Genomic DNA, 17,615 nt, shown 5'->3' on the forward strand with positions numbered 1-17,615 from the left:
GCTTGCGGAACCTAGTCACTTGCCTGCCGTTGCCAGAAAAACCTCTGGGAGAGAAAAGAATGGCAAACGTGTTGCTCGCCGCTCCGGCCTATGCGCTGGGGCGACTCGCTTGGACGTCGCTCCGCACCGGCAGTGAATGGACCCGCTATCGCCAGTGGGATGCGGTGGCGACCAACTGGGCGATCGGGGCAGTCCTTGGCGGAATGGCAGCAGGACTGGCGGCCAAGGCACTCCCCCATCGCAACTGAAGCGCCAAGTGATTGTCCAAGTGATTGATTGCGGTCAATGTTGTCGGCGCGGGTTGGGGGCACAAGCAAGGTTCCAGATCCCTGTTCCGGAGCATTCCCTTGGCTACCCAGGCCCCCGCGACAAGTCCTTATGACCGCCTTGGCGGCATCGAAACGCTGCGCCGCATCACCGACCGTTTCTATGACCTGATGGAAACCGATCCTGCGTTTGCAGAACTGCGCGCCATGCATGCGCCGGACCTTGCGCCGATGCGCGAATCCTTGCCGGGCTTTCTGGCGGGCTGGAGCGGCGGTCCACGCGACTGGTTCGAGGCGCATCCGGGCAAGTGCATGATGTCGATGCACAAGCCCTTCCCGATCACGCGCGACACGGCAAAGCAATGGGCCGACTGCATGGCGCGGGCGATCGCCGATGTTGCCCCGGAGGACCGCGAAATTGCCGTCGGGCTCAGCGAAGTCCTTGGCCAGATGGCCCGAGGCATGGCGCGCGACTGATTCCCCCGTTGATTCCCTTCGGCGCAAACACGCGCTAGAAGGCGCAGCGTGATCCTCAACGACCGCCAGCGCCGGACATTCGCCATGGCTCTTGCCGCGATGGCCGGGTTTGTGGACTCGGTCGGGTTTCTTTCGGCGCAGGCCTACTTCGTCTCCTTCATGTCGGGCAATACGACACGGCTTGGCGTTGCGATTGGCACTGCCCCGCAAGATGCGATAGTTCCGGCCCTGTTGATCGGCGGCTTCATCGCTGGCGTGACGGGTGGCGCGCTCGTTTCCGAGCGTGCGGGGTCGATGCGCAAACCCGCCGTGCTGGCGCTGGTGACCGCGCTGCTGGTGATCGGCGCATTGGCCCGCGCTGCCGGGATCGCAACGCTCATGATGGCGGCGCTGGTGTTGGCGATGGGTGCGCTGAACAACACTTTCCAGCGCGATGGCGAAGTAACTGTCGGCCTGACCTACATGACCGGCGCCCTGGTCAAGCTCGGCATTGGCCTGGCACGCCGCATCACGGGTAAAGGCGATGGCCGATGGGCGTCATGGGCGCAGCTCTGGCTTGGCCTGCTGGGCGGTGCCGTGCTCGGCGCCTTCCTGCAGGATCGGCTGCCGATGGGATGCCTGTGGATCGCCAGCGTCTGGAGTGCGGCGATGGTCGTCGTCGCGTTCAGGGTGCCTTCTGAAAGTTAGGCTGGCGGAATCCTGAACAACTTCTCCCGAGAAGTTGCGCCGCGCAACATTTCTACCTTGGACGGCGCAACACCCAGCGCCCTTGCCAGAAGTTCGCCGACCGCTGCCGTCGCCTTGCCATCCTCGGGCTTGGCGCGGACTTTGACGGCAACGCGCCCCTGCTCGATCTCGATGCCCTCGCTGCGCGCGCCCGGCGTCACGCGCACCGCCAGACGCCCCTCGGCATCTACCAGCGCGCGCAAGGCCGCTGGCGGTGGCAGGTCAGCCTTCGGTCGTGCCAAGCACCGCCGCCTTGTGCGCCTGACCGTTGCGGACGTAGTGCTGCACGCCGCGCTGCATATCGGCGATGGCCGCATCGTCGAGGTCGCGCATGTACTTGGCGGGACGGCCGCCCCACAACTGCCGCGACAACACGCGCTTGCCACCTGTCAGCATCGCGCCTGCTGCGAGCATGCCGTCGCTCTCGATATGGGCATCGCTCATCACGATCGCGCCCAGGCCGACGAAGCCGCGATCCTCGATGACGCAGCCGTGGACCATGGCCAGATGACCGACCAATACGTCCTCGCCAATGATCGTCGGAAAGCCATCGGGCTTGGTGGGCGCGGGGCTGTCGACGTGGATGACGCTGCCATCCTGAATGTTGGTCCGCGCGCCGATGCGGATGAAATTGACGTCGCCGCGCAGGACGCAGTTGTACCAGATGGAAACGTCCGGCCCGATCTCGACATCGCCAATGATCCGGCAGCCGGGCGCAATGAAGGCGCTCTCGTGGATGCGCGGGGTCTTGCCGTTGAGCGGGACGATCGAAACGTCGGGATACATCATCTGGTCCTTCAGGCGCCCATAAGCCGGGCAGCGTGGGCCGCATGGTAGGTCAGCACGCCGGAACAGCCCGCGCGCTTGAAGGCCACCAGCGTTTCCAGAACCATGGCATCGCGATCGGCGGCCCCGGCTGCCACGGCTGCCTCGATCATCGCGTATTCGCCGCTCACCTGATAGGCGAACACGGGTACGCCGAAGGTCTGCTTCACGCGGCACGCAATGTCGAGATAGGGCAGGCCCGGCTTGACCATCACGCTGTCAGCACCTTCGGCCAGATCCATCTCGACCTCGCGCAGCGCTTCCTCGGCGTTGGCCGGGTCCATCTGGTAGGTCTTCTTGTTGCCCTTGAGCAGCCCGCGCGAACCCACCGCATCGCGGAACGGTCCATAGAAAGCCGAGGCATACTTGGCCGCATAGGACATGATCTGCACGTTGATGTGGCCAGCGCCTTCCAACGCCTCGCGGATTGCACCGATGCGGCCGTCCATCATGTCGGACGGGGCAATGATATCGGCCCCGGCTGCGGCCTGGTTGAGGCTCTGCCCGACAAGCATTTCCACGGTCTGATCATTGAGGACATAGCCCTCATCATCGATCAGGCCGTCCTGCCCGTGGCTGGTGTAGGGATCGAGCGCGACGTCGGTCAGCACACCGATATCGTCACCGCAGGTCTGCTTGATCGCCTTGATCGCCCGGCACATCAGGTTGTCCGGGTTGAGCGCTTCCTTGCCATCCTCGCTGCGGCGATCGGGCTGGGTATTCGGAAACAGGGCAAGGCACGGAATGCCCAGCGCCACCGCTTCCCTGGCCCGCGCAACGATGCCGTCAACCGACCAGCGCGATACGCCGGGAAGCGACAGGATCGGATCTTCGACGCCCTCCCCCTCGGTCACGAACAGCGGCCAGATCAGGTCCGCAGGCGTGACCAGCACTTCGCGGTGCATGGCGCGGCTCCATGCAGTGGCACGGGTGCGGCGCAGGCGAGTCATCGGATAAGTCGTCATGGCAGGAAGGCCTAGCCGCTGGCTCGCCCCGCTGCAATCATCGGGAGCGGTTAGCCGGGATCACCGTGATCTGCGCGAGCTTGCTGCGGAAGGCGGCAAGCTGCGCCGGGTCGATAGCCGCGCGCTGGACGATCGAGGTCATCGACATCGGGTTCACCGTCTGTCCTGCGCGATACATCTCGTAATGGAGGTGCGGCCCGGTCGAAAGCCCGGTGGAGCCGACATAGCCGATCACCTGCCCGCGCCGCACGGTCATGCCCGCCGAAACGGCGATGCGGCTCATGTGGCCATAGCCGGTTCCGATGCCGCCGCCGTGATCGAGGCGAACGTAGTTGCCGTGCCCGCCATGCCACCCGGCAATGCTGACGCGGCCATCGGTGGCAGCATAGATGGGAGCCCCCCAGCTGGCGGCGAAATCGATCCCGGCGTGCATGCGCACATAGCCGAGGATCGGATGGCGGCGCGCACCATAGCCCGAAGTGATGCGGCCGTTGACCGGCGCACCGAGGAAACCCGTGGTCGCCTGCGCACCCTCGGCCATGCCTTGCGGCGAATAGAACGCCCCATCGCTGCCCCAGCGCAGGAGTTGCAGCACCGGCTTTCCGGCGCGGACAACGCCTGCATAGAGCAGATCGCCGGCCTGCTGCTCGCCCGTGCCGGCGCGGCGATTGGCATAGACCAGGTCGAACTCGTCACCCGGCGCGATCTCCTCGAACGCCATGTGCTCGTCGATCGTGCGCAGGTAGTCCTGCACCGCAGACGGAGGTGCGCCTGCCGCGCGGGCGGAGCGATAGAGGCTCGCCCCGACGATTCCGCGAATGCGCTGTGGCGATGTGTCAACGGCAATGGCGTTGCTGGCGAGCGCCAGCGCGCCACCGCTGCGCCGGATATCGAGCGCGAGGTCGAAGCGGGGGCGGAACGACAGCTGCTCGAGCGGGCGCGGCTGCGCCGGGCTGGTGCGCGCGCCCAGGCGAATGGAAAAGCGCGTGCCTTCCGGAATTGCGCCGGGCTTGACCTGCCCACCCACCAGGTCGAGCACGCGCACGATGTCGGTGCTGGCAAGGCCGGCCCGCTGCAGCATGCGCGGGAAGCTGTCGCCGGCGCCAAGCGTTGCCGTCAGGTCGATGCTCGGGCGCTCGGGCGCGGCGGCAAGCGGGATGACGGCGGACGTGGCGTTCATCCGTCGGCCGTTGTCCGCACCGAAGGCGAGCGGGCGGATGCCCTGCACACGCAGCTCGTCTTGCGCGGCATCGTCCATCAAGGTCAGCGGCGCGGCTTGCAACGGGGCAAAGCTCGGCCACATCAGCACAGCGGCCGCGCCGAGAGCGAGCATGGTGCCAAAGCCCCTGAACCAGCGGGCGCTGCCAAGATCTTCGGCAAGATCGGGCACGAGATCGAATCGGGCGAAAGCGCGCTCCACCGGCGCAGTCAGGCGCTGCCAGTGGCGCGACAGGTATTGCTCGGCAGTCTTGTGCAGAAGGCCCCAGCGCGCCGGCGGCACGGGCGCGCGCGGCGGCGCGGTGCGCTGGCCGAAGCCGCTTCCCCCTCCCGCTCCACCGAGCGCCATCATCTGATCCCGCGACGTGTACACGCGTGCTGCTTACCCTCTTGGGCTCCGGACTGCACGGACAAGGTTAATGTTCCGTGAAATCACCCCCCTTGCCGCGCCGTCTCACTTGTCGCGCCGTCTCAAGGGTGTGGCGAGAACGTCGCACGCTCGTTATGCTGCAACAAGTTACAGGGGGAACGAGATTTTGAACGGCACCGAGACTCTGGGCGACATGGCGGGCGCGCTGGCAGCGGCACGCACCGTGGAGCCGACGGCGGGCGAGCATCGGGCCGACGGTCACACCCACGAATCGGCCTGCCTCAATTGCGCCACGCCGCTGGTCGGCAGCCACTGCCATGCCTGCGGTCAGGCAGCGCACGTCCACAAGACACTCGGCGCGTTCTTCCACGACCTGCTTCACGGCGTGTTCCACTTCGAAGGCAAGATCTGGCGCACGCTGCCGATGCTGGTGACCAAGCCCGGCAAGCTTACCCGCGAATACATTGACGGACGGCGGGCGAGCTATGTCTCGCCGATCGCGCTGTTCCTGTTCTGCGTGTTCGCGCTGTTCACCACGATCAATTCGCTGGGCGGCGATATTGGTGCCAGCGTCAATACGACGGTAGAGCAGGGCCTCAAACAGGAACGCAACGATCTGGCGGTCCTCGAGGCCGAACGGATCGCGGCACGCGGCGACGCTGCAGAGCTGGCGAAGATCGACGCAGCAATTGCCGAAACGCGCAAGAACATCGCCGGGCTGGAGCAGGTCAAGGCGAGCGGCATCAACGTCGGCAACATCGATACCAGCGGCCTCGAGACTGCCAGCGATATCGGCTGGATCAACGAAGCGGTGAAGAAGGCCAAGGCCAATCCGAGCCTCGCGCTCTATAAGGTGCAGAACTACAGCTACAAGCTGAGCTGGGCATTGATCCCGATCTCGGTGCCGTTCCTGTGGCTGCTGTTCCCGTTCAGCCGCCGCTTCGGGCTTTACGATCACACCGTGTTCGTCACCTATTCGCTGTGCTTCATGACGCTGCTGGGCATCGTGGCGACCGTCGGGGGCAGGCTGGCCCTGCCCGGACTACCCGCGCTCGCTTTCCTGCCGCCCTTGCACATGCTGCTGCAGTTGCGCGGCGCTTACGGCCTGTCCTGGTTCGGCGCATGGTGGCGGACGTGGTTCCTTAGCCTCTTCGCTTTCGTCGCCATGATGCTGTTCGCGGTGGTAATCCTCGTGGAAGCGGGGGGATAAAGCACCCCACCCCCGCTCGACCTGAGCCTGTCGAAGGACGCCGGTGCTTCGTGTGCATCCTTCGACAGGCTCAGGATGAGCGGTTTCTTCAACGAAAAGGGCGGAGGTTGCCCTCCGCCCTTTCGCTTTAAGATCTGGCCGGGGATCAGGCCGGCTGCGGATTGGTCGAGCCGAACTTCTTGCCCGCGCGCGGAACTGCCGAGCCCTGGGCCGCAACCGGCCGGGCGGTGCCCGTCGGGTTCTGCGGTCGGTCCAGCTTGCCGCTGTCAAGCAGTTCCTTGATCTCGTCGCCGGTCAGCGTCTCGTACTCAAGCAAAGCCTGAGCGAGGAGGTGGAGCTTGTCCTCGTTGGTCTTGAGAATGTCGGTCGCACGTGCGTGTGCGCCGTCAACCAACCCGCGGATCTCGCTGTCGATCAGCTTGTTGGTCTCGTCCGAGACGAACAGGCGCTGCGAACCGCCCATGCCGAGATAGCCTTCCTGCTGGTCTTCATACTGCAGCGGCCCGAGCTTGTCCGACATGCCCCACTTGGTGACCATCGAGCGCGCCAGCGAAGTGGCGTACTGGATGTCAGAAGATGCACCGGACGACACCTTGTCGTGCCCGAAGATCAGCTCTTCCGCCACGCGTCCACCCATCGCGACCGAGAGGTTCGCGTGCATCTTGTCACGGTGATAGGAATAGCTGTCCCGTTCCGGCAGGCGCATGACCATGCCTAGGGCCCGGCCACGGGGGATGATCGTTGCCTTGTGGATCGGATCGGATGCCGGTTCCTTGACCGAAACGATGGCATGGCCAGCCTCGTGATAGGCGGTCATCTTCTTTTCGTCGTCGGTCATGACCATCGAGCGGCGCTCGGCCCCCATCATGACCTTGTCCTTGGCGTCCTCGAACTCCTGCATGGCAACGAGACGCTTGTTGCGGCGCGCGGCCAGCAGGGCGGCTTCATTGACGAGGTTGGCAAGGTCGGCACCCGAAAAGCCGGGCGTGCCACGCGCGATCGTGCGCGGGTTGACGTCAGGCGCCAGCGGCACCTTCTTCATGTGCACCGACAGGATCTTCTCGCGGCCTTCGATGTCAGGGATCGGCACGACCACCTGGCGGTCGAAACGACCGGGACGCAGCAGAGCGGGATCGAGCACGTCGGGGCGGTTGGTTGCCGCGATGATGATGATGCCCTCGTTTGCCTCGAAGCCGTCCATCTCGACCAGCAGCTGGTTCAGCGTCTGCTCGCGCTCGTCGTTCGAATTGCCGAGGCCGTGGCCACGGTGACGGCCGACCGCGTCGATTTCATCGATGAAGACGATGCACGGCGCGTTCTTCTTGGCCTGCTCGAACATGTCGCGCACGCGGCTCGCGCCGACGCCGACGAACATCTCGACGAAGTCCGAACCCGAGATGGTGAAGAACGGCACGCCCGCTTCGCCCGCAATGGCGCGGGCCAGCAGGGTCTTGCCGGTACCGGGCGAGCCGACCAGCAGCGCACCCTTGGGGATCTGGCCGCCGAGCTTGGAAAAGCGCGAGGGATCGCGCAGGAACTCGACGATTTCCTCCAGTTCCTCGCGGGCTTCGTCGATGCCGGCGACGTCATCGAAGGTCACGCGGCCTGAACGCTCTGTCAGGAGCTTGGCCTTGGACTTGCCAAAGCCCATCGCGCCCGAACCGCCGCCCTTCTGCATCTGGCGCAGCGCGAAGAAGGCAACGCCGAGGATCAGCAGGAACGGCAACGAGTTGAACAGGATGTACATCAGCATGTTCGGCTGTTCGGCCGCCTTGCCGGCATACTGCACGCCGTTGTCCTGCAGCAGCTTGGGCAGATCGGCATCACCGGGGACCGGAACGGTCGCGAACTGGCTGCCGTTCTTGAGCGTGCCGGTGATGCGCTCGGGCGCGATTTCGACCGAACGGACCAAACCATCGCTGACCTGCGAGCGGAAGGCCGAATAGGGGATTGTCGTCGCATTGGTATCGACCCGCGACCCGAACATCGAAACCACCAGCAACAGCGCGAGAAAGATTCCGCCCCAGACAAGGAGGCTCTTGATCCACGGATTACCCTGGGGCTGGTCGTCGTTCATCGCTGTCTTTCCGCAATCGCCCGGAAAACGCGGGCGGGTATGGAGGCAATGTAGGATTGCCACCCCGATTCTCAATATCGGGTAACTCGCAATATAGCGCGAATGTGGTTTTTCAGCGACCTGTGCCGATAGGGCATGGTGCAAGGGTCAAGACCTGGACGCGTGCGGGGGCGCCAAGGTGAACCGCCAGGCGTTTGCCCGTGCATCGCCCTTTACGCCCCCTAGTGTCGCGACTCCGCCCTCGCGCAGCATTCCAAGCCACCGGACCAGCTCCGCGCCCCGTGGCGCACCCGCACCCAGTGCGGCCAGCACGCGCTCGAGCAGGCGCATCGCGAGCACATCGGGCAAGCCCGACGGTGGGTTCCACGTGAAACCCTCGCCCGCAGCCACGACCTCCTCCCAGAGCTGGTCGACCACCCATTCCAGAGCGGCATCGGCGTCGGCAAGGTTCCGGGCACTGCGAGCGAAACCCATGATCGCAAACGCTTCGTTTGACGTCAGGGCGTCACGCATGCGCACCCGCTCATAGCCCTGATCGCGGTTCGACGGATCGTCGGCAGCTGCAAGACCGGCGACGTCTACAACAGCCTGCAACTCCGCCCGCCGCCATGACAGCAAAGGCCGGAGCAACCTGAGCCTGGGGGCGCCCGGCACTTGCGCAACGGGCCGCATCGCTGCCAAGCCTCGCAAGCCCACACCACGATTGAGCCGCATGACCATCGTCTCGGCCTGATCGTCGGCATGGTGGGCGGTCACGATTGCTGCAAGCCGTTCTGCCTGCGCCCATTCGGCGAGCGCTCGATAGCGCGCCGCGCGGGCCCGCTCCTGCACGGCGCTGCCCTTTTCCAGCGAAAGCGTCAGCGTCTGATGCGCGATGCCGCGCCCGGCGCAGATCGCAGCGACCATCGCCGCTTCCCCTGCCGATTCCGCGCGCAAGCCATGATCGACCGTGGCCACCTGAAAGTTGCGCGGCGCAACTTCGTGGAACAGCACCAGCATGGCGAGACTGTCCGGTCCGCCCGACACGGCAAGTCCGACCGGCCCATGCGGAGCGACCGCTGCCCACTGCGCGGCAAAACGCGCAGCAGCAGCGGTCAGGCTATTCCCGAGTCCATTACTTGCACTTCACCGAAGCGCGGGCGCCATCGTACTGGCCCTTGAGACGACCGGCGACTTCATCGGGATAGGCCGAGGCCAGTTCTGCGAACGCACCGCAAGCCTTTTCGGTATCCTTGAGGCGCACCATGGCAATCCCGAGATACAGCAGGCTGTCTGGCGCACGCGCGCCCTTCTTGTCGGCAAGGTAGTTCTGCAGGAAGAACTGCGCCGCGGTGCCCGGCTTGCCATCATCTAGCCAGGCCCGACCCAGCAGGTTCCGACCGAAGCTGATCATGTTGTGCTTGGGATAGCGATCGACATAGATCTGCAACTGCTGCTGCGCTTCGGGATAGAACTTGGCTTCCCACAGGCGGAAGCCGTAGTTGTAGTCGTCAAGCGCGGCATCGCCGGTCGCAGGCTTCTCGATCGCCTGAACTGCGGCCACGCGCGCGGCCGAGGGCGATGCCGGCTTGGCGGCAGGCGTCGCAGGCTTGGTCTCGGTCGGCTTGGTGGCGGCGGGTGTCGTGGGTTTCGGTGCCACGGGCACGGGAGCGGGCGTTGTCGTGACGACAGGCGCAGGCGTCGCCGCGGGCTCTTCAGACGCCGGTGCGGCAGCGGCCTCCAGCTTGGCCAAGCGTTCCTCGATCTTGGCCGAACGGTTCTGCCCTTCCTCAACCTGCGCCGTCAGTCGTGCCATCTGCGCCTCGACCGCGTCCATCCGTGCCAGAATGTCAGTCACCGCTGACGAAGCCGGCGCGCCAGCCGGTGTCGTGGTTGTCGGCCCTGCAGTGATTTCCGGAACGAAAGTCTTGCCGGCGCCCTCAGGGAAAACCTTGCGCTGCATCGCGCGGATTTCCGCCTCGATCCGGCGCAGACGCATTTCGGGATCGACCGGTGTGGCAGTGGTCTTTTGTGCAGAGGACTGGGCCAGCACCGGCGCGGCGATCGGGGCGGTCAGCCCCAGAAGGATGGCTCCAAGTGGCGCTGCACGCCGGAAAGTCATGGTCATGGTCGTTCCCGTTCAGCGGCGCACGATCCCCCGCGCACCCTCAATCAACGCCTCAAGTTTGCCCGATAGCCCGCACCAAGTCGAGACCGGCCAGCGGTTTATCCGCCTCCGCCCGTCACTTCAGCGCTGGGCGGCAGGTGGCGGTGATGCCTCAGCCTGGGTCGTCGCCGGAGCCGCTGTCGGCTCGCTGGCCGCCACAGGCCGTTGCGCACGGGGGCGCGGCGCAGGCCGTGCGACCGGGGCGGCCGCGGAAGGCGTCGGCACAGGACTTGCCGTGGCGGCAGCAGTGCCGCGCGCGAGCAGGGCCGCTGCGCTGACAGCAACGTCCTTCACGATGCCTTCCTTCTCGGCAATGCGCGGAACCGGTTGCCCGCCCACCGTGATCGCAAGTGCATCGGGACGCCCGGTCCACAGCTTGGGTTCGGGCACGTCGGTCGGCACGGTGAAGCTTTCGCTCTTGGCCAGTTCCTTCTGCAGGATCTGCTTGCCGGTGCCGTCGTAGAACTTCACCCAGATGCGATCTTCGGTGGCCGTGAACACCACCGGTCCGGCTGGTGACGCAACTGGCGCTGGTGCGGCGGCGACCTGGTTCGGGACCGGCCTGGCCTCTTCCGGCCCGACCAGCGGGGGCAGTTCAGCCGACGGGAGATAATAGCTGCGCCAGAACACCAACCCCGCCAGCGCGATTGCGATGACCAGACCGGCAGCGAGCCATGCGGTCAGCCGCGAAGGCGTCTTTTCCGGATCGCCCACCTCGAACTGATTGATGACGCGGGGCGGCGGCGGAGGCGCCTGCTGGTCCAGCTCGGCCCGGACGGCCTCGGCAACAACCTTGTCATCCAGGCCGACAGCCCTGGCGTAGCTCTTGGCAAAGCCGAGCGTGTAGGGCCTTCCGGGAAACGCGGCATAATCGCCCACCTCCAGCGCCTGCAGATGCCGGGTCGTTACCCGCGTGGCCTGCGAGAGCTGCTTGATGTCCAGCCCTGCGGCCTCACGCGCCGCGCGCAGCATTTCACCCACGCTCTGTCGGCCCGGCTGCCCGGCGGGCATGGGCGTGGTGTCGATATTGGTAATGTCCTGCAGACCGCCGGCTTCAGCCAAGGCGTTACTCCCGTCTTCCGCGTATGCTTTGCAACCCGTTAACAGGGTTCGCGTCACCCCTGCGAATGTCAACGGCTTTCGACGAGGAATTGCGGATTTCGACGACGAAACGCCCCTGCGTCACCCTCAGTCGCACTCGATCCCGCGCGAGGAGGCCCATTCCGCGATCGCAGAACGAAGGTCCTGTGGTGGTTCGGACAGCCAGCCAGCCATCGCCGCGCGAATCTCGTTCACATCGACCTTGCGGACGAGTTCCTTGACCGGCCCGACAGCGGCTGGCGTGATCGAAAGCCGCGTGATGCCAAGGCCGAGCAGGGCGAGCGCCTCCAGCCTGCGGCCACCCATCTCGCCGCACACCGTCACGTCGGTTCCGAACGGCGCCACCGTGTTCACCACGCGACGCAGGAAGCGCAGGATGGCCGGGCTGAGCCAATCGTAGCGTTCGGCAAGCTTGGGATTGGCGCGATCGGCCGCGAACAGGAACTGTGTCAGGTCGTTCGTGCCGATCGACAGGAAGGATAGCTTCGGGGCCAGCAGGTCAAGACACTCGGCCAGTGCCGGGACTTCGAGCATCGCCCCGTAGCGGATCGCCTCGGGCAGGATCTTCTTCTGCTTGCGCAGGAACGCCAATTGACCGTCGAATACGGCCTTGGCGGCATCGAACTCCCATGGTTCGGTGACCATGGGGAACATCACGTTGAGCGTGCGCCCACCTGCCGCTTCCAGCAGGGCGCGTGCCTGCACCTTCAGTAAACCATCGCGTTCGAGCGCCACGCGCAGCGCGCGCCAACCCATTGCCGGGTTCTCTTCGGCCTCGCCGTCGTTGTGGCGCAGGTAGGGCAGCACCTTGTCCCCGCCGATATCAACCGTGCGGAACACCACCGGGCGATCGCCGGCCGAGTCCATCACATCGCGATAGAGCCGGGTCTGGCGTTCGCGCGAAGGCAGAGTTGCGGAAACGAGGAACTGGAACTCGGTGCGGAACAGGCCGATGCCATCCGCGCCGGTAAGGTTGAGCATGGGCGTATCGTCACGCAGCCCTGCGTTCATCAGCACGGCGATGCGCGTGCCGTCGCGGGTGAAAGGCTCGACCTCGCGCATCGTGGCGTAATGGGCCTGCCGTTCGCGGTTTCTGGCAAAGCGCGCTTCGAACGCCTCGATCAGCGTGGGTGCGGGACGGACATCGACCACGCCCTGATCGCCATCCAGCAGCAGGTGATCGCCGTCGCGGACCTTGCCACGCAGCGCCCGCATGCGGCCGACCACCGGTATGCCCATGGCCCGCGCCACGATGACGACGTGCGCGGTGAGCGAGCCTTCCTCGAGAATGACCCCCTTGAGGCGCCGCCGGTCGTATTCGAGGAGTTCGGCAGGGCCGAGATTGCGCGCGATCAGGATGGCATCGCCCTTGAGGCCCATGCTGGCTGCCGTGCCGAGCTGGCCCGAGACGATCCGCAGCAGGCGATTCGACAGATCCTCCAGATCGTGCATGCGATCGGCCAGCAACGGGTCGTCGATCTGGCGCATGCGCATGCGAGTACGCTGCTGGACGCGCTCTATCGCCGCTTCTGCCGTAAGACCTGAATCTATTGCCTCGTTGATCCGGCGCGACCAGCCTTCGTCGTAGGCGAACATGCGGTAGGTCTCGAGCACCTCCTCATGCTCTCCCCCGACGCCGAACTCCGCCTGGCTGGCCATGCGGTCGATCTGTTCGCGCATCTTGTCGAACGCGAGGTAGACCCGCTGGCGTTCAGCCTCGGTATCCTCGGCAACGACATGTTCGATGGTGACGCGCGGCTGGTGATAGACGGCAACCCCGCTGGCCAGCCCCTTCACGAGCGTGAGGCCCTTGATGCGGTCCGGCCCGGTGAGGTGGGCCGGGACTCCCAGCGTCTCCTCGTCGTCGATCAGCTCCGCATTGGCGATGAGTTCGGAAAGAACCATCGCCACTGTCTGCAACGCCTCGATCTCGACCTCTTCGTAGCGGCGCGGCTCGACGTGCTGGACCGCAACTACGCCCACCGCGCGTTCGCGCCGGACGATCGGAACGCCGGCAAAGGAGTGGAACTTTTCTTCCCCCGTTTCGGGGCGGAAGGCGAAGTCGGGGTGGGCAGCAGCTTCGGCGAGATTGAGCGTCTCGACATTGCCAGCGATGGTGCCGACAAGGCCCTCACCCACGGCCAGCCGGGTGACGTGGACCGCCGCCTGGTTGAGGCCGCGCGTGGCGAAGAGTTCGAGCATCCCCTCGCGCAGGAGGTAGATCGAACACACTTCTGAATCGAGATTTTCGCCGATGACTTCGACGATCTGGTTGAGCTTGGCCTGGGCACCGGCGCGGGAGGCCATGACCTCGTGCAGCGAAGTCAGGATTTGTCGAGCAGAGGTGACGGCACTGAGCATGAACATGGATTAGCCTAGTGCGTGCGGTTTGGGAATGTTGCGCACAATCGGATGCGAAACCGATGTGGAGCGGATAGCTATTCACGCACGCCTTCACGCAAAAGAGCCGCCCCTTGGGGCGGCTCCGTGCGGTGCCTTGGAAGGCGGCGCGCGATCAGTGAAGGCGCGATAGCTCTTCCTTGATCTTCAGCTTCTTTCTCTTGAGCTGAGCCACCAGCGTATCGTCAGGGAGGGGCCGGGACATTTCCATCTGGATCTGCTTTTCAAGTCCGGCGTGCTTTGTCTGGAGTGCGCTGATGTGCGTCGATTCCATGCTTTTTCCTCCTTAAGGGAAAGCCCCCTTCAGAAAACCGCACGAGGCCATCCCCGTGCGGGGCGGCGCCACCTTTCAGCCGGTTCTTCACGACTCGAACAGGCGGCGCGTTGTCATGCTCCCACATTGGCCGTATCTTGCAAGTCAAACCGCGCCGGAGCGTTGCACTTTACGGGTTATGCCGTAAGTCGCAGAAGCCGACCGGTTCACCGGGTCGAAGGAGTTGGGCGGAACGTGACCGAAGAGGAAATGCGCAAGCGGCTTGCGGCGCTGCGTATCGAACACCGTGACCTCGACGCGGCGATCGATGCGCTCTCGCTCAATGGCGCCCGCGACCAGTTGCAGATCGCCCGCCTCAAGAAGCGCAAATTGCTGCTGAAAGACCAGATCGCGATGATCGAAGACTATCTTATTCCCGATATCATCGCCTGAAATCAGGCACTTGATTCACATGAGGGCGAAAAGCGCGGTGTCCCGTTAAGAAACGTTCACGAAACGGGACAAGCATCCGAGCGTTGTCCTGTTGGCGAAAGCCTGACCACAAGACTATGCGCTATCCATGCCTTTGTTGCCGAGCCTCAACCCGCGTATCATAGACGCCCTCCACGCGCAGGCCCTCGACCTTGCCGATAAGGTGCGCACGCGCTTCGACCGGCTACGCAACGAGACCAACCAGATCGTGGCCGACGACGAGGATCTGCAGCGCGTACAGGTAAGCTGCGAAGCGCTCCGCACGACGACGCGGGTGATGCACTGCCTCGCCTGGCTGCTGAATCACCGCGCCCATTTTGCAGGTGAGCTGTCGGAACTGCAACTGCGCCGCCATGGCCGCCTGATCGCGAACTTTCCGGACAGTGACCCCGAAGTCGTCGCGAATCTGCCACAAGACGTCCAGGCGCTGGTTCATGACAGCCAGCGCCTCTACCAGCGCATTCAGCGTCTCGAACAGGCATGGCGTTCCGAGGCCGTTGCCAATGGCAGTGCCGTGCAGCGCCTGCGTGACCGTCTCGCCCGCGCTGTCGAGGATCATCCCAGCGCAGCGTGATCTTGACGACGTTGTGACGTCGCCGCCGGCGATTTGACATGACTTGTGCGGTTGCGCGGGGGCACCGCAGCCCCCATACCCCAGCCATGGCCCAGATGCCCCCGATCCCCGACCGCAGCGAATGGCCCGTCGGCCGCGCCGAACAGCTCGAACCGCTGGTGCGCCGCGTGCTTGCGCCCAACCCCTCGCCTTATACCTTCACCGGCACGCAGACCTACCTCGTCGGCGCCGGCAAGGACGTGGCCGTGATCGATCCCGGCCCTTTCGGCATGGACGATGTCGTCGGCTCGGAAAGCCAGGGCCATCTCGACGCGATCCTCGCCGCCGTGGGCGGCGCGAAGGTTGTCGCCATCGTTTGCACCCACACCCATCGCGACCACAGCCCGGCCTCGCGTCCGCTCGCCGAAGCCACCGGCGCCCCGATCATCGGCTGCGCACCGCTGACCATGGAAGATGACGGCCCGCGCGCCGATGCCGCGTTCGATGCCGACTACATGCCCGACCGCGTGCTTGCCGATGGGGAGCGCATTTCGGGCGATGGCTGGACGCTGGAAGCCGTGGCCACGCCCGGGCACACCTCCAACCACCTGTGCTACAGCGTGGTGGAAAGCGGCGCATTGTTCACCGGCGATCATGTCATGGGCTGGTCGACCTCGGTCGTCTCGCCGCCCGATGGCGACATGGCCGCGTACATGGCCAGCCTGCAGAAGCTCCATGACCGCTCCGATCGTGTGCTCTATCCGGCACACGGGCCGCAGATCGACAACCCGCGCCAGCTGGTGCGCGGGATGCTCGGCCATCGCCGCCAGCGCGAGCGTCAGATCCTGCGCCTGCTCGAGGACGGCGGGCCGCACGCCATTCCCGAGTTCGTCGGCGCCATGTACAAGGGCCTCGATCCTCGGCTCCACGGTGCAGCAGGCCGCTCGGTGCTTGCCCACCTGCTCGATCTGGAACGACAGGGGCGAGTCCGGGTTGAGGATGAGACATGGATGATCCAGGCCTGACCCCCCACCCTTCCCCGCAGCAATCCGCGCCCTCCCTCGCGCGGATCTCGCTTTTGCCGTGGGGCCTGTTCCTAGTTGCGCTTGCAGCGGCAGCGTTCTTTGCATGGAGATGGTGGCAACCCGACGATCTTGGCGATCCGCTTGCCACCAGCCTTGTTGCGTTCGAAAAGCAGGACAAGCTGACCGTATTCAGCGCCGAACTCGCTCCCGTCGTGTCGAGCAACGACTCTCGCTTGTTCGGCCTCGTCAATTCCAAGCAGGTCGCGGTAATCCCGGCGCGGGTCGACTACACCATCAATCTTGCCCAGGTCGGTCGGGACCGGCTGACCTGGAACGCGGACGCACAGACCCTTTCAGTGCGCCTGCCGCCGCTCACTGTCAGCCGTCCCAATCTTGACGAGGCGCGCGCGCAATACCTGCGTGACGGCATCTGGATCAGCCGCGATGCACAGGACAAGCTGACTCGCGACAATACCCGCCTTGCCGAGGCGCAGGCGGTCCAGCAGGCGGCCAATCCGGTGCTGATGAACCTTGCGCGGCAAGCTGCCAGGGAAGCCATCGCCCAGAACCTGTCGATCCCGCTGCAGGTGGCAGGCTACGGCAAGGCCAAGGTCGAGGTCACGTTCGACAAGTAGCGGGCGACAGATGAGGATTGCCGCCGCAAATTGGTTGCAAGTGTGACTGACATCACCGCCAGATCGGACCGAATCACCTAGCGGGCGCGTCGGGACTGGTGGAGACACCTTATGGCAACCGCCGCAATCAATACCGTTTATCCGTACTCGCGCGACCAGCGCTTCTTTACCCGCATGACCACCGGCATGGCGGTGTTCGTCGTCTTTGCGTTCGGCCAATGGGCCCTGCGCGGGATGGCCTCACCGTCCACCGCACCGGTGTGGGTCCATCTCCACGGTGTGGCGATGCTGTCATGGCTCGGCATGTTCGTGCTGCAGAACCAGCTGGCACTCACCGGCAACATCGCGCTGCACCGCAAGCTAGGTTGGGTGTCGCTCGCCCTGGTCCTGTTCATTGCCGGACTTGGCATGTTCACTGGTCGCATGGCGATCGAACTGCACCGCGTGCCGCCCTTCTTCAGCAACGCCTATTTCCTGGCGCTGACGCACATCGGCACCGCGCTGTTCGCCGCGATGGTCATCGCCGCGATCGCCATGCGCCGCGAAACGCAGTGGCACCGGCGCCTGATGATGGGTGCGATGATCCTGATCCTCGAACCGGCCATCGGCCGCCTCGTGCCCGCGCCGATCCTCGGCCCCGTGCTGACGCCGGTCGTCGAAGGTGCGTTCCAGCTCTTCGCTGTCGGCATCATCGCAATGCATGACCTGCGCGAGACCGGCACGGTGCATCCCGCCACCCGCTTCAGCGCCCTTGCGGTGGTGGTGCTGTTCGGCGTCATCATGGGGCTCGCCGTATTCCCGCCGTTCGTTTCGCTTGCTGAAGGTATTGCGGCAGCGGGCTGAGAACCCTAAGTCCCCTCTCGCCCGGCCGCCTTC

Annotated in this window: 19 protein-coding genes; 9 read left to right on the top strand and 10 right to left on the bottom strand. The window is 65.1% G+C overall.

Going from position 1 to position 17,615, the window contains the following annotated elements:
• Window positions 1–59: 59 nt before the first annotated feature.
• The 3 genes from AC1Q5P_RS08490 (at window position 60) to AC1Q5P_RS08500 (ending at window position 1,430) form a co-directional block, all read left to right on the top strand.
• A complete protein-coding gene (locus tag AC1Q5P_RS08490; protein WP_193827361.1) occupies window positions 60–248 on the top strand; it encodes a hypothetical protein in 189 nt (62 codons plus the stop codon).
• A 99-nt stretch (window positions 249–347) separates the two neighbouring features.
• Entirely contained in the window at window positions 348–743 is a 396-nt protein-coding gene (locus AC1Q5P_RS08495; protein ID WP_492518704.1) for a group II truncated hemoglobin, read from the top strand.
• Window positions 744–791: 48 nt separating this feature from the next.
• Window positions 792–1,430, top strand: coding sequence for a YoaK family protein (locus AC1Q5P_RS08500; protein WP_492518705.1), 639 nt, complete (start codon window positions 792–794; stop codon window positions 1,428–1,430).
• Here the strand turns inward: AC1Q5P_RS08500 and AC1Q5P_RS08505 are convergent.
• Genes AC1Q5P_RS08505 through AC1Q5P_RS08520 form a run of 4 tightly spaced genes read right to left on the bottom strand, consistent with a single transcriptional unit; the run spans window position 1,427 to window position 4,826 of the window.
• A complete protein-coding gene (locus tag AC1Q5P_RS08505) occupies window positions 1,427–1,711 on the bottom strand; it encodes a DUF167 domain-containing protein (protein WP_492477108.1) in 285 nt (94 codons plus the stop codon). The two genes, AC1Q5P_RS08500 and AC1Q5P_RS08505, sit on opposite strands and share 4 nt — an antisense overlap.
• Window positions 1,692–2,255 carry a gamma carbonic anhydrase family protein gene (locus tag AC1Q5P_RS08510; RefSeq protein WP_039333376.1) on the bottom strand — a complete coding sequence of 188 codons (564 nt, stop codon included), beginning with the start codon at window positions 2,253–2,255 and terminating at the stop codon, window positions 1,692–1,694. The genes AC1Q5P_RS08505 and AC1Q5P_RS08510 overlap by 20 nt, the downstream gene beginning before the upstream one ends.
• An 11-nt stretch (window positions 2,256–2,266) precedes the next feature.
• Window positions 2,267–3,259 (bottom strand): porphobilinogen synthase, encoded by a 993-nt coding sequence (gene hemB / locus AC1Q5P_RS08515; protein WP_039333282.1) that lies wholly within the window; start codon window positions 3,257–3,259, stop codon window positions 2,267–2,269.
• A 37-nt stretch (window positions 3,260–3,296) separates the two neighbouring features.
• The gene (locus AC1Q5P_RS08520; protein WP_492518706.1) at window positions 3,297–4,826 is read right to left on the bottom strand and encodes a peptidoglycan DD-metalloendopeptidase family protein; all 1,530 of its coding nucleotides are present in this window, start codon (window positions 4,824–4,826) and stop codon (window positions 3,297–3,299) included.
• Between the two features lie 187 nt (window positions 4,827–5,013).
• On the opposite strand from AC1Q5P_RS08520, the gene AC1Q5P_RS08525 reads away from it, so the two are divergent.
• Window positions 5,014–6,057: a DUF3667 domain-containing protein gene (locus tag AC1Q5P_RS08525; protein ID WP_492518707.1), complete on the top strand. Its 1,044-nt coding sequence runs from the start codon at window positions 5,014–5,016 to the stop codon at window positions 6,055–6,057.
• 145 nt (window positions 6,058–6,202) lie between these two features.
• On the opposite strand, the gene ftsH is transcribed toward AC1Q5P_RS08525, so the two are convergent.
• From ftsH to AC1Q5P_RS08555, 6 genes are all read right to left on the bottom strand, one after another.
• Window positions 6,203–8,134: an ATP-dependent zinc metalloprotease FtsH gene (gene ftsH, locus AC1Q5P_RS08530; RefSeq protein ID WP_039333275.1), complete on the bottom strand. Its 1,932-nt coding sequence runs from the start codon at window positions 8,132–8,134 to the stop codon at window positions 6,203–6,205.
• Window positions 8,135–8,281: 147 nt separating this feature from the next.
• Window positions 8,282–9,232, bottom strand: a complete 951-nt coding sequence (tilS, locus tag AC1Q5P_RS08535; RefSeq protein WP_492518759.1) for a tRNA lysidine(34) synthetase TilS — start codon at window positions 9,230–9,232, stop codon at window positions 8,282–8,284.
• Between the two features lie 16 nt (window positions 9,233–9,248).
• Window positions 9,249–10,241 (bottom strand): tetratricopeptide repeat protein, encoded by a 993-nt coding sequence (locus AC1Q5P_RS08540; RefSeq protein ID WP_492518708.1) that lies wholly within the window; start codon window positions 10,239–10,241, stop codon window positions 9,249–9,251.
• A gap of 120 nt (window positions 10,242–10,361) precedes the next feature.
• Window positions 10,362–11,342 (bottom strand): helix-turn-helix domain-containing protein, encoded by a 981-nt coding sequence (locus AC1Q5P_RS08545; protein ID WP_492518709.1) that lies wholly within the window; start codon window positions 11,340–11,342, stop codon window positions 10,362–10,364.
• A 126-nt stretch (window positions 11,343–11,468) separates the two neighbouring features.
• Window positions 11,469–13,748 (bottom strand): phosphoenolpyruvate--protein phosphotransferase, encoded by a 2,280-nt coding sequence (ptsP, locus tag AC1Q5P_RS08550; RefSeq protein WP_193827367.1) that lies wholly within the window; start codon window positions 13,746–13,748, stop codon window positions 11,469–11,471.
• Window positions 13,749–13,896: 148 nt separating this feature from the next.
• Window positions 13,897–14,055 carry a YdcH family protein gene (locus AC1Q5P_RS08555; RefSeq protein WP_082013319.1) on the bottom strand — a complete coding sequence of 53 codons (159 nt, stop codon included), beginning with the start codon at window positions 14,053–14,055 and terminating at the stop codon, window positions 13,897–13,899.
• A gap of 234 nt (window positions 14,056–14,289) precedes the next feature.
• Here AC1Q5P_RS08555 and AC1Q5P_RS08560 point away from each other — a divergent pair, with 234 nt between their 5' ends.
• The 5 genes from AC1Q5P_RS08560 (at window position 14,290) to AC1Q5P_RS08580 (ending at window position 17,582) form a co-directional block, all read left to right on the top strand.
• Window positions 14,290–14,487, top strand: a complete 198-nt coding sequence (locus tag AC1Q5P_RS08560) for a YdcH family protein (RefSeq protein ID WP_039333267.1) — start codon at window positions 14,290–14,292, stop codon at window positions 14,485–14,487.
• Between the two features lie 127 nt (window positions 14,488–14,614).
• Complete coding sequence (locus AC1Q5P_RS08565) at window positions 14,615–15,100, top strand: DUF1465 family protein (protein ID WP_174544576.1); 486 nt, start codon at window positions 14,615–14,617, stop codon at window positions 15,098–15,100.
• An 86-nt stretch (window positions 15,101–15,186) separates the two neighbouring features.
• A complete protein-coding gene (locus tag AC1Q5P_RS08570; protein ID WP_492518710.1) occupies window positions 15,187–16,104 on the top strand; it encodes an MBL fold metallo-hydrolase in 918 nt (305 codons plus the stop codon).
• Window positions 16,086–16,739: a DUF4230 domain-containing protein gene (locus tag AC1Q5P_RS08575; RefSeq protein WP_492518711.1), complete on the top strand. Its 654-nt coding sequence runs from the start codon at window positions 16,086–16,088 to the stop codon at window positions 16,737–16,739. The genes AC1Q5P_RS08570 and AC1Q5P_RS08575 overlap by 19 nt, the downstream gene beginning before the upstream one ends.
• A gap of 111 nt (window positions 16,740–16,850) precedes the next feature.
• Complete coding sequence (locus AC1Q5P_RS08580) at window positions 16,851–17,582, top strand: adenylate cyclase (protein ID WP_492518712.1); 732 nt, start codon at window positions 16,851–16,853, stop codon at window positions 17,580–17,582.
• Window positions 17,583–17,615 lie beyond the last annotated feature (33 nt).

The sequence above is a fragment of the Novosphingobium sp. GW835-FHT14H07 genome (assembly GCF_058793515.1).

What these genes read in the sequence shown, in the direction of transcription:
- AC1Q5P_RS08540 (WP_492518708.1), bottom strand. Translation starts at nt 10,241, where the DNA reads ATGACCATGACTTTCCGGCGTGCAGCGCCACTTGGAGCCATCCTTCTG.
- AC1Q5P_RS08580 (WP_492518712.1), top strand. Translation starts at nt 16,851, where the DNA reads ATGGCAACCGCCGCAATCAATACCGTTTATCCGTACTCGCGCGACCAG.
- ftsH (WP_039333275.1), bottom strand. Translation starts at nt 8,134, where the DNA reads ATGAACGACGACCAGCCCCAGGGTAATCCGTGGATCAAGAGCCTCCTT.
- AC1Q5P_RS08575 (WP_492518711.1), top strand. Translation starts at nt 16,086, where the DNA reads ATGGATGATCCAGGCCTGACCCCCCACCCTTCCCCGCAGCAATCCGCG.
- hemB (WP_039333282.1), bottom strand. Translation starts at nt 3,259, where the DNA reads ATGACGACTTATCCGATGACTCGCCTGCGCCGCACCCGTGCCACTGCA.
- ptsP (WP_193827367.1), bottom strand. Translation starts at nt 13,748, where the DNA reads ATGTTCATGCTCAGTGCCGTCACCTCTGCTCGACAAATCCTGACTTCG.
- AC1Q5P_RS08565 (WP_174544576.1), top strand. Translation starts at nt 14,615, where the DNA reads ATGCCTTTGTTGCCGAGCCTCAACCCGCGTATCATAGACGCCCTCCAC.
- AC1Q5P_RS08520 (WP_492518706.1), bottom strand. Translation starts at nt 4,826, where the DNA reads ATGGCGCTCGGTGGAGCGGGAGGGGGAAGCGGCTTCGGCCAGCGCACC.
- AC1Q5P_RS08570 (WP_492518710.1), top strand. Translation starts at nt 15,187, where the DNA reads ATGGCCCAGATGCCCCCGATCCCCGACCGCAGCGAATGGCCCGTCGGC.
- AC1Q5P_RS08555 (WP_082013319.1), bottom strand. Translation starts at nt 14,055, where the DNA reads ATGGAATCGACGCACATCAGCGCACTCCAGACAAAGCACGCCGGACTT.
- AC1Q5P_RS08490 (WP_193827361.1), top strand. Translation starts at nt 60, where the DNA reads ATGGCAAACGTGTTGCTCGCCGCTCCGGCCTATGCGCTGGGGCGACTC.
- AC1Q5P_RS08510 (WP_039333376.1), bottom strand. Translation starts at nt 2,255, where the DNA reads ATGTATCCCGACGTTTCGATCGTCCCGCTCAACGGCAAGACCCCGCGC.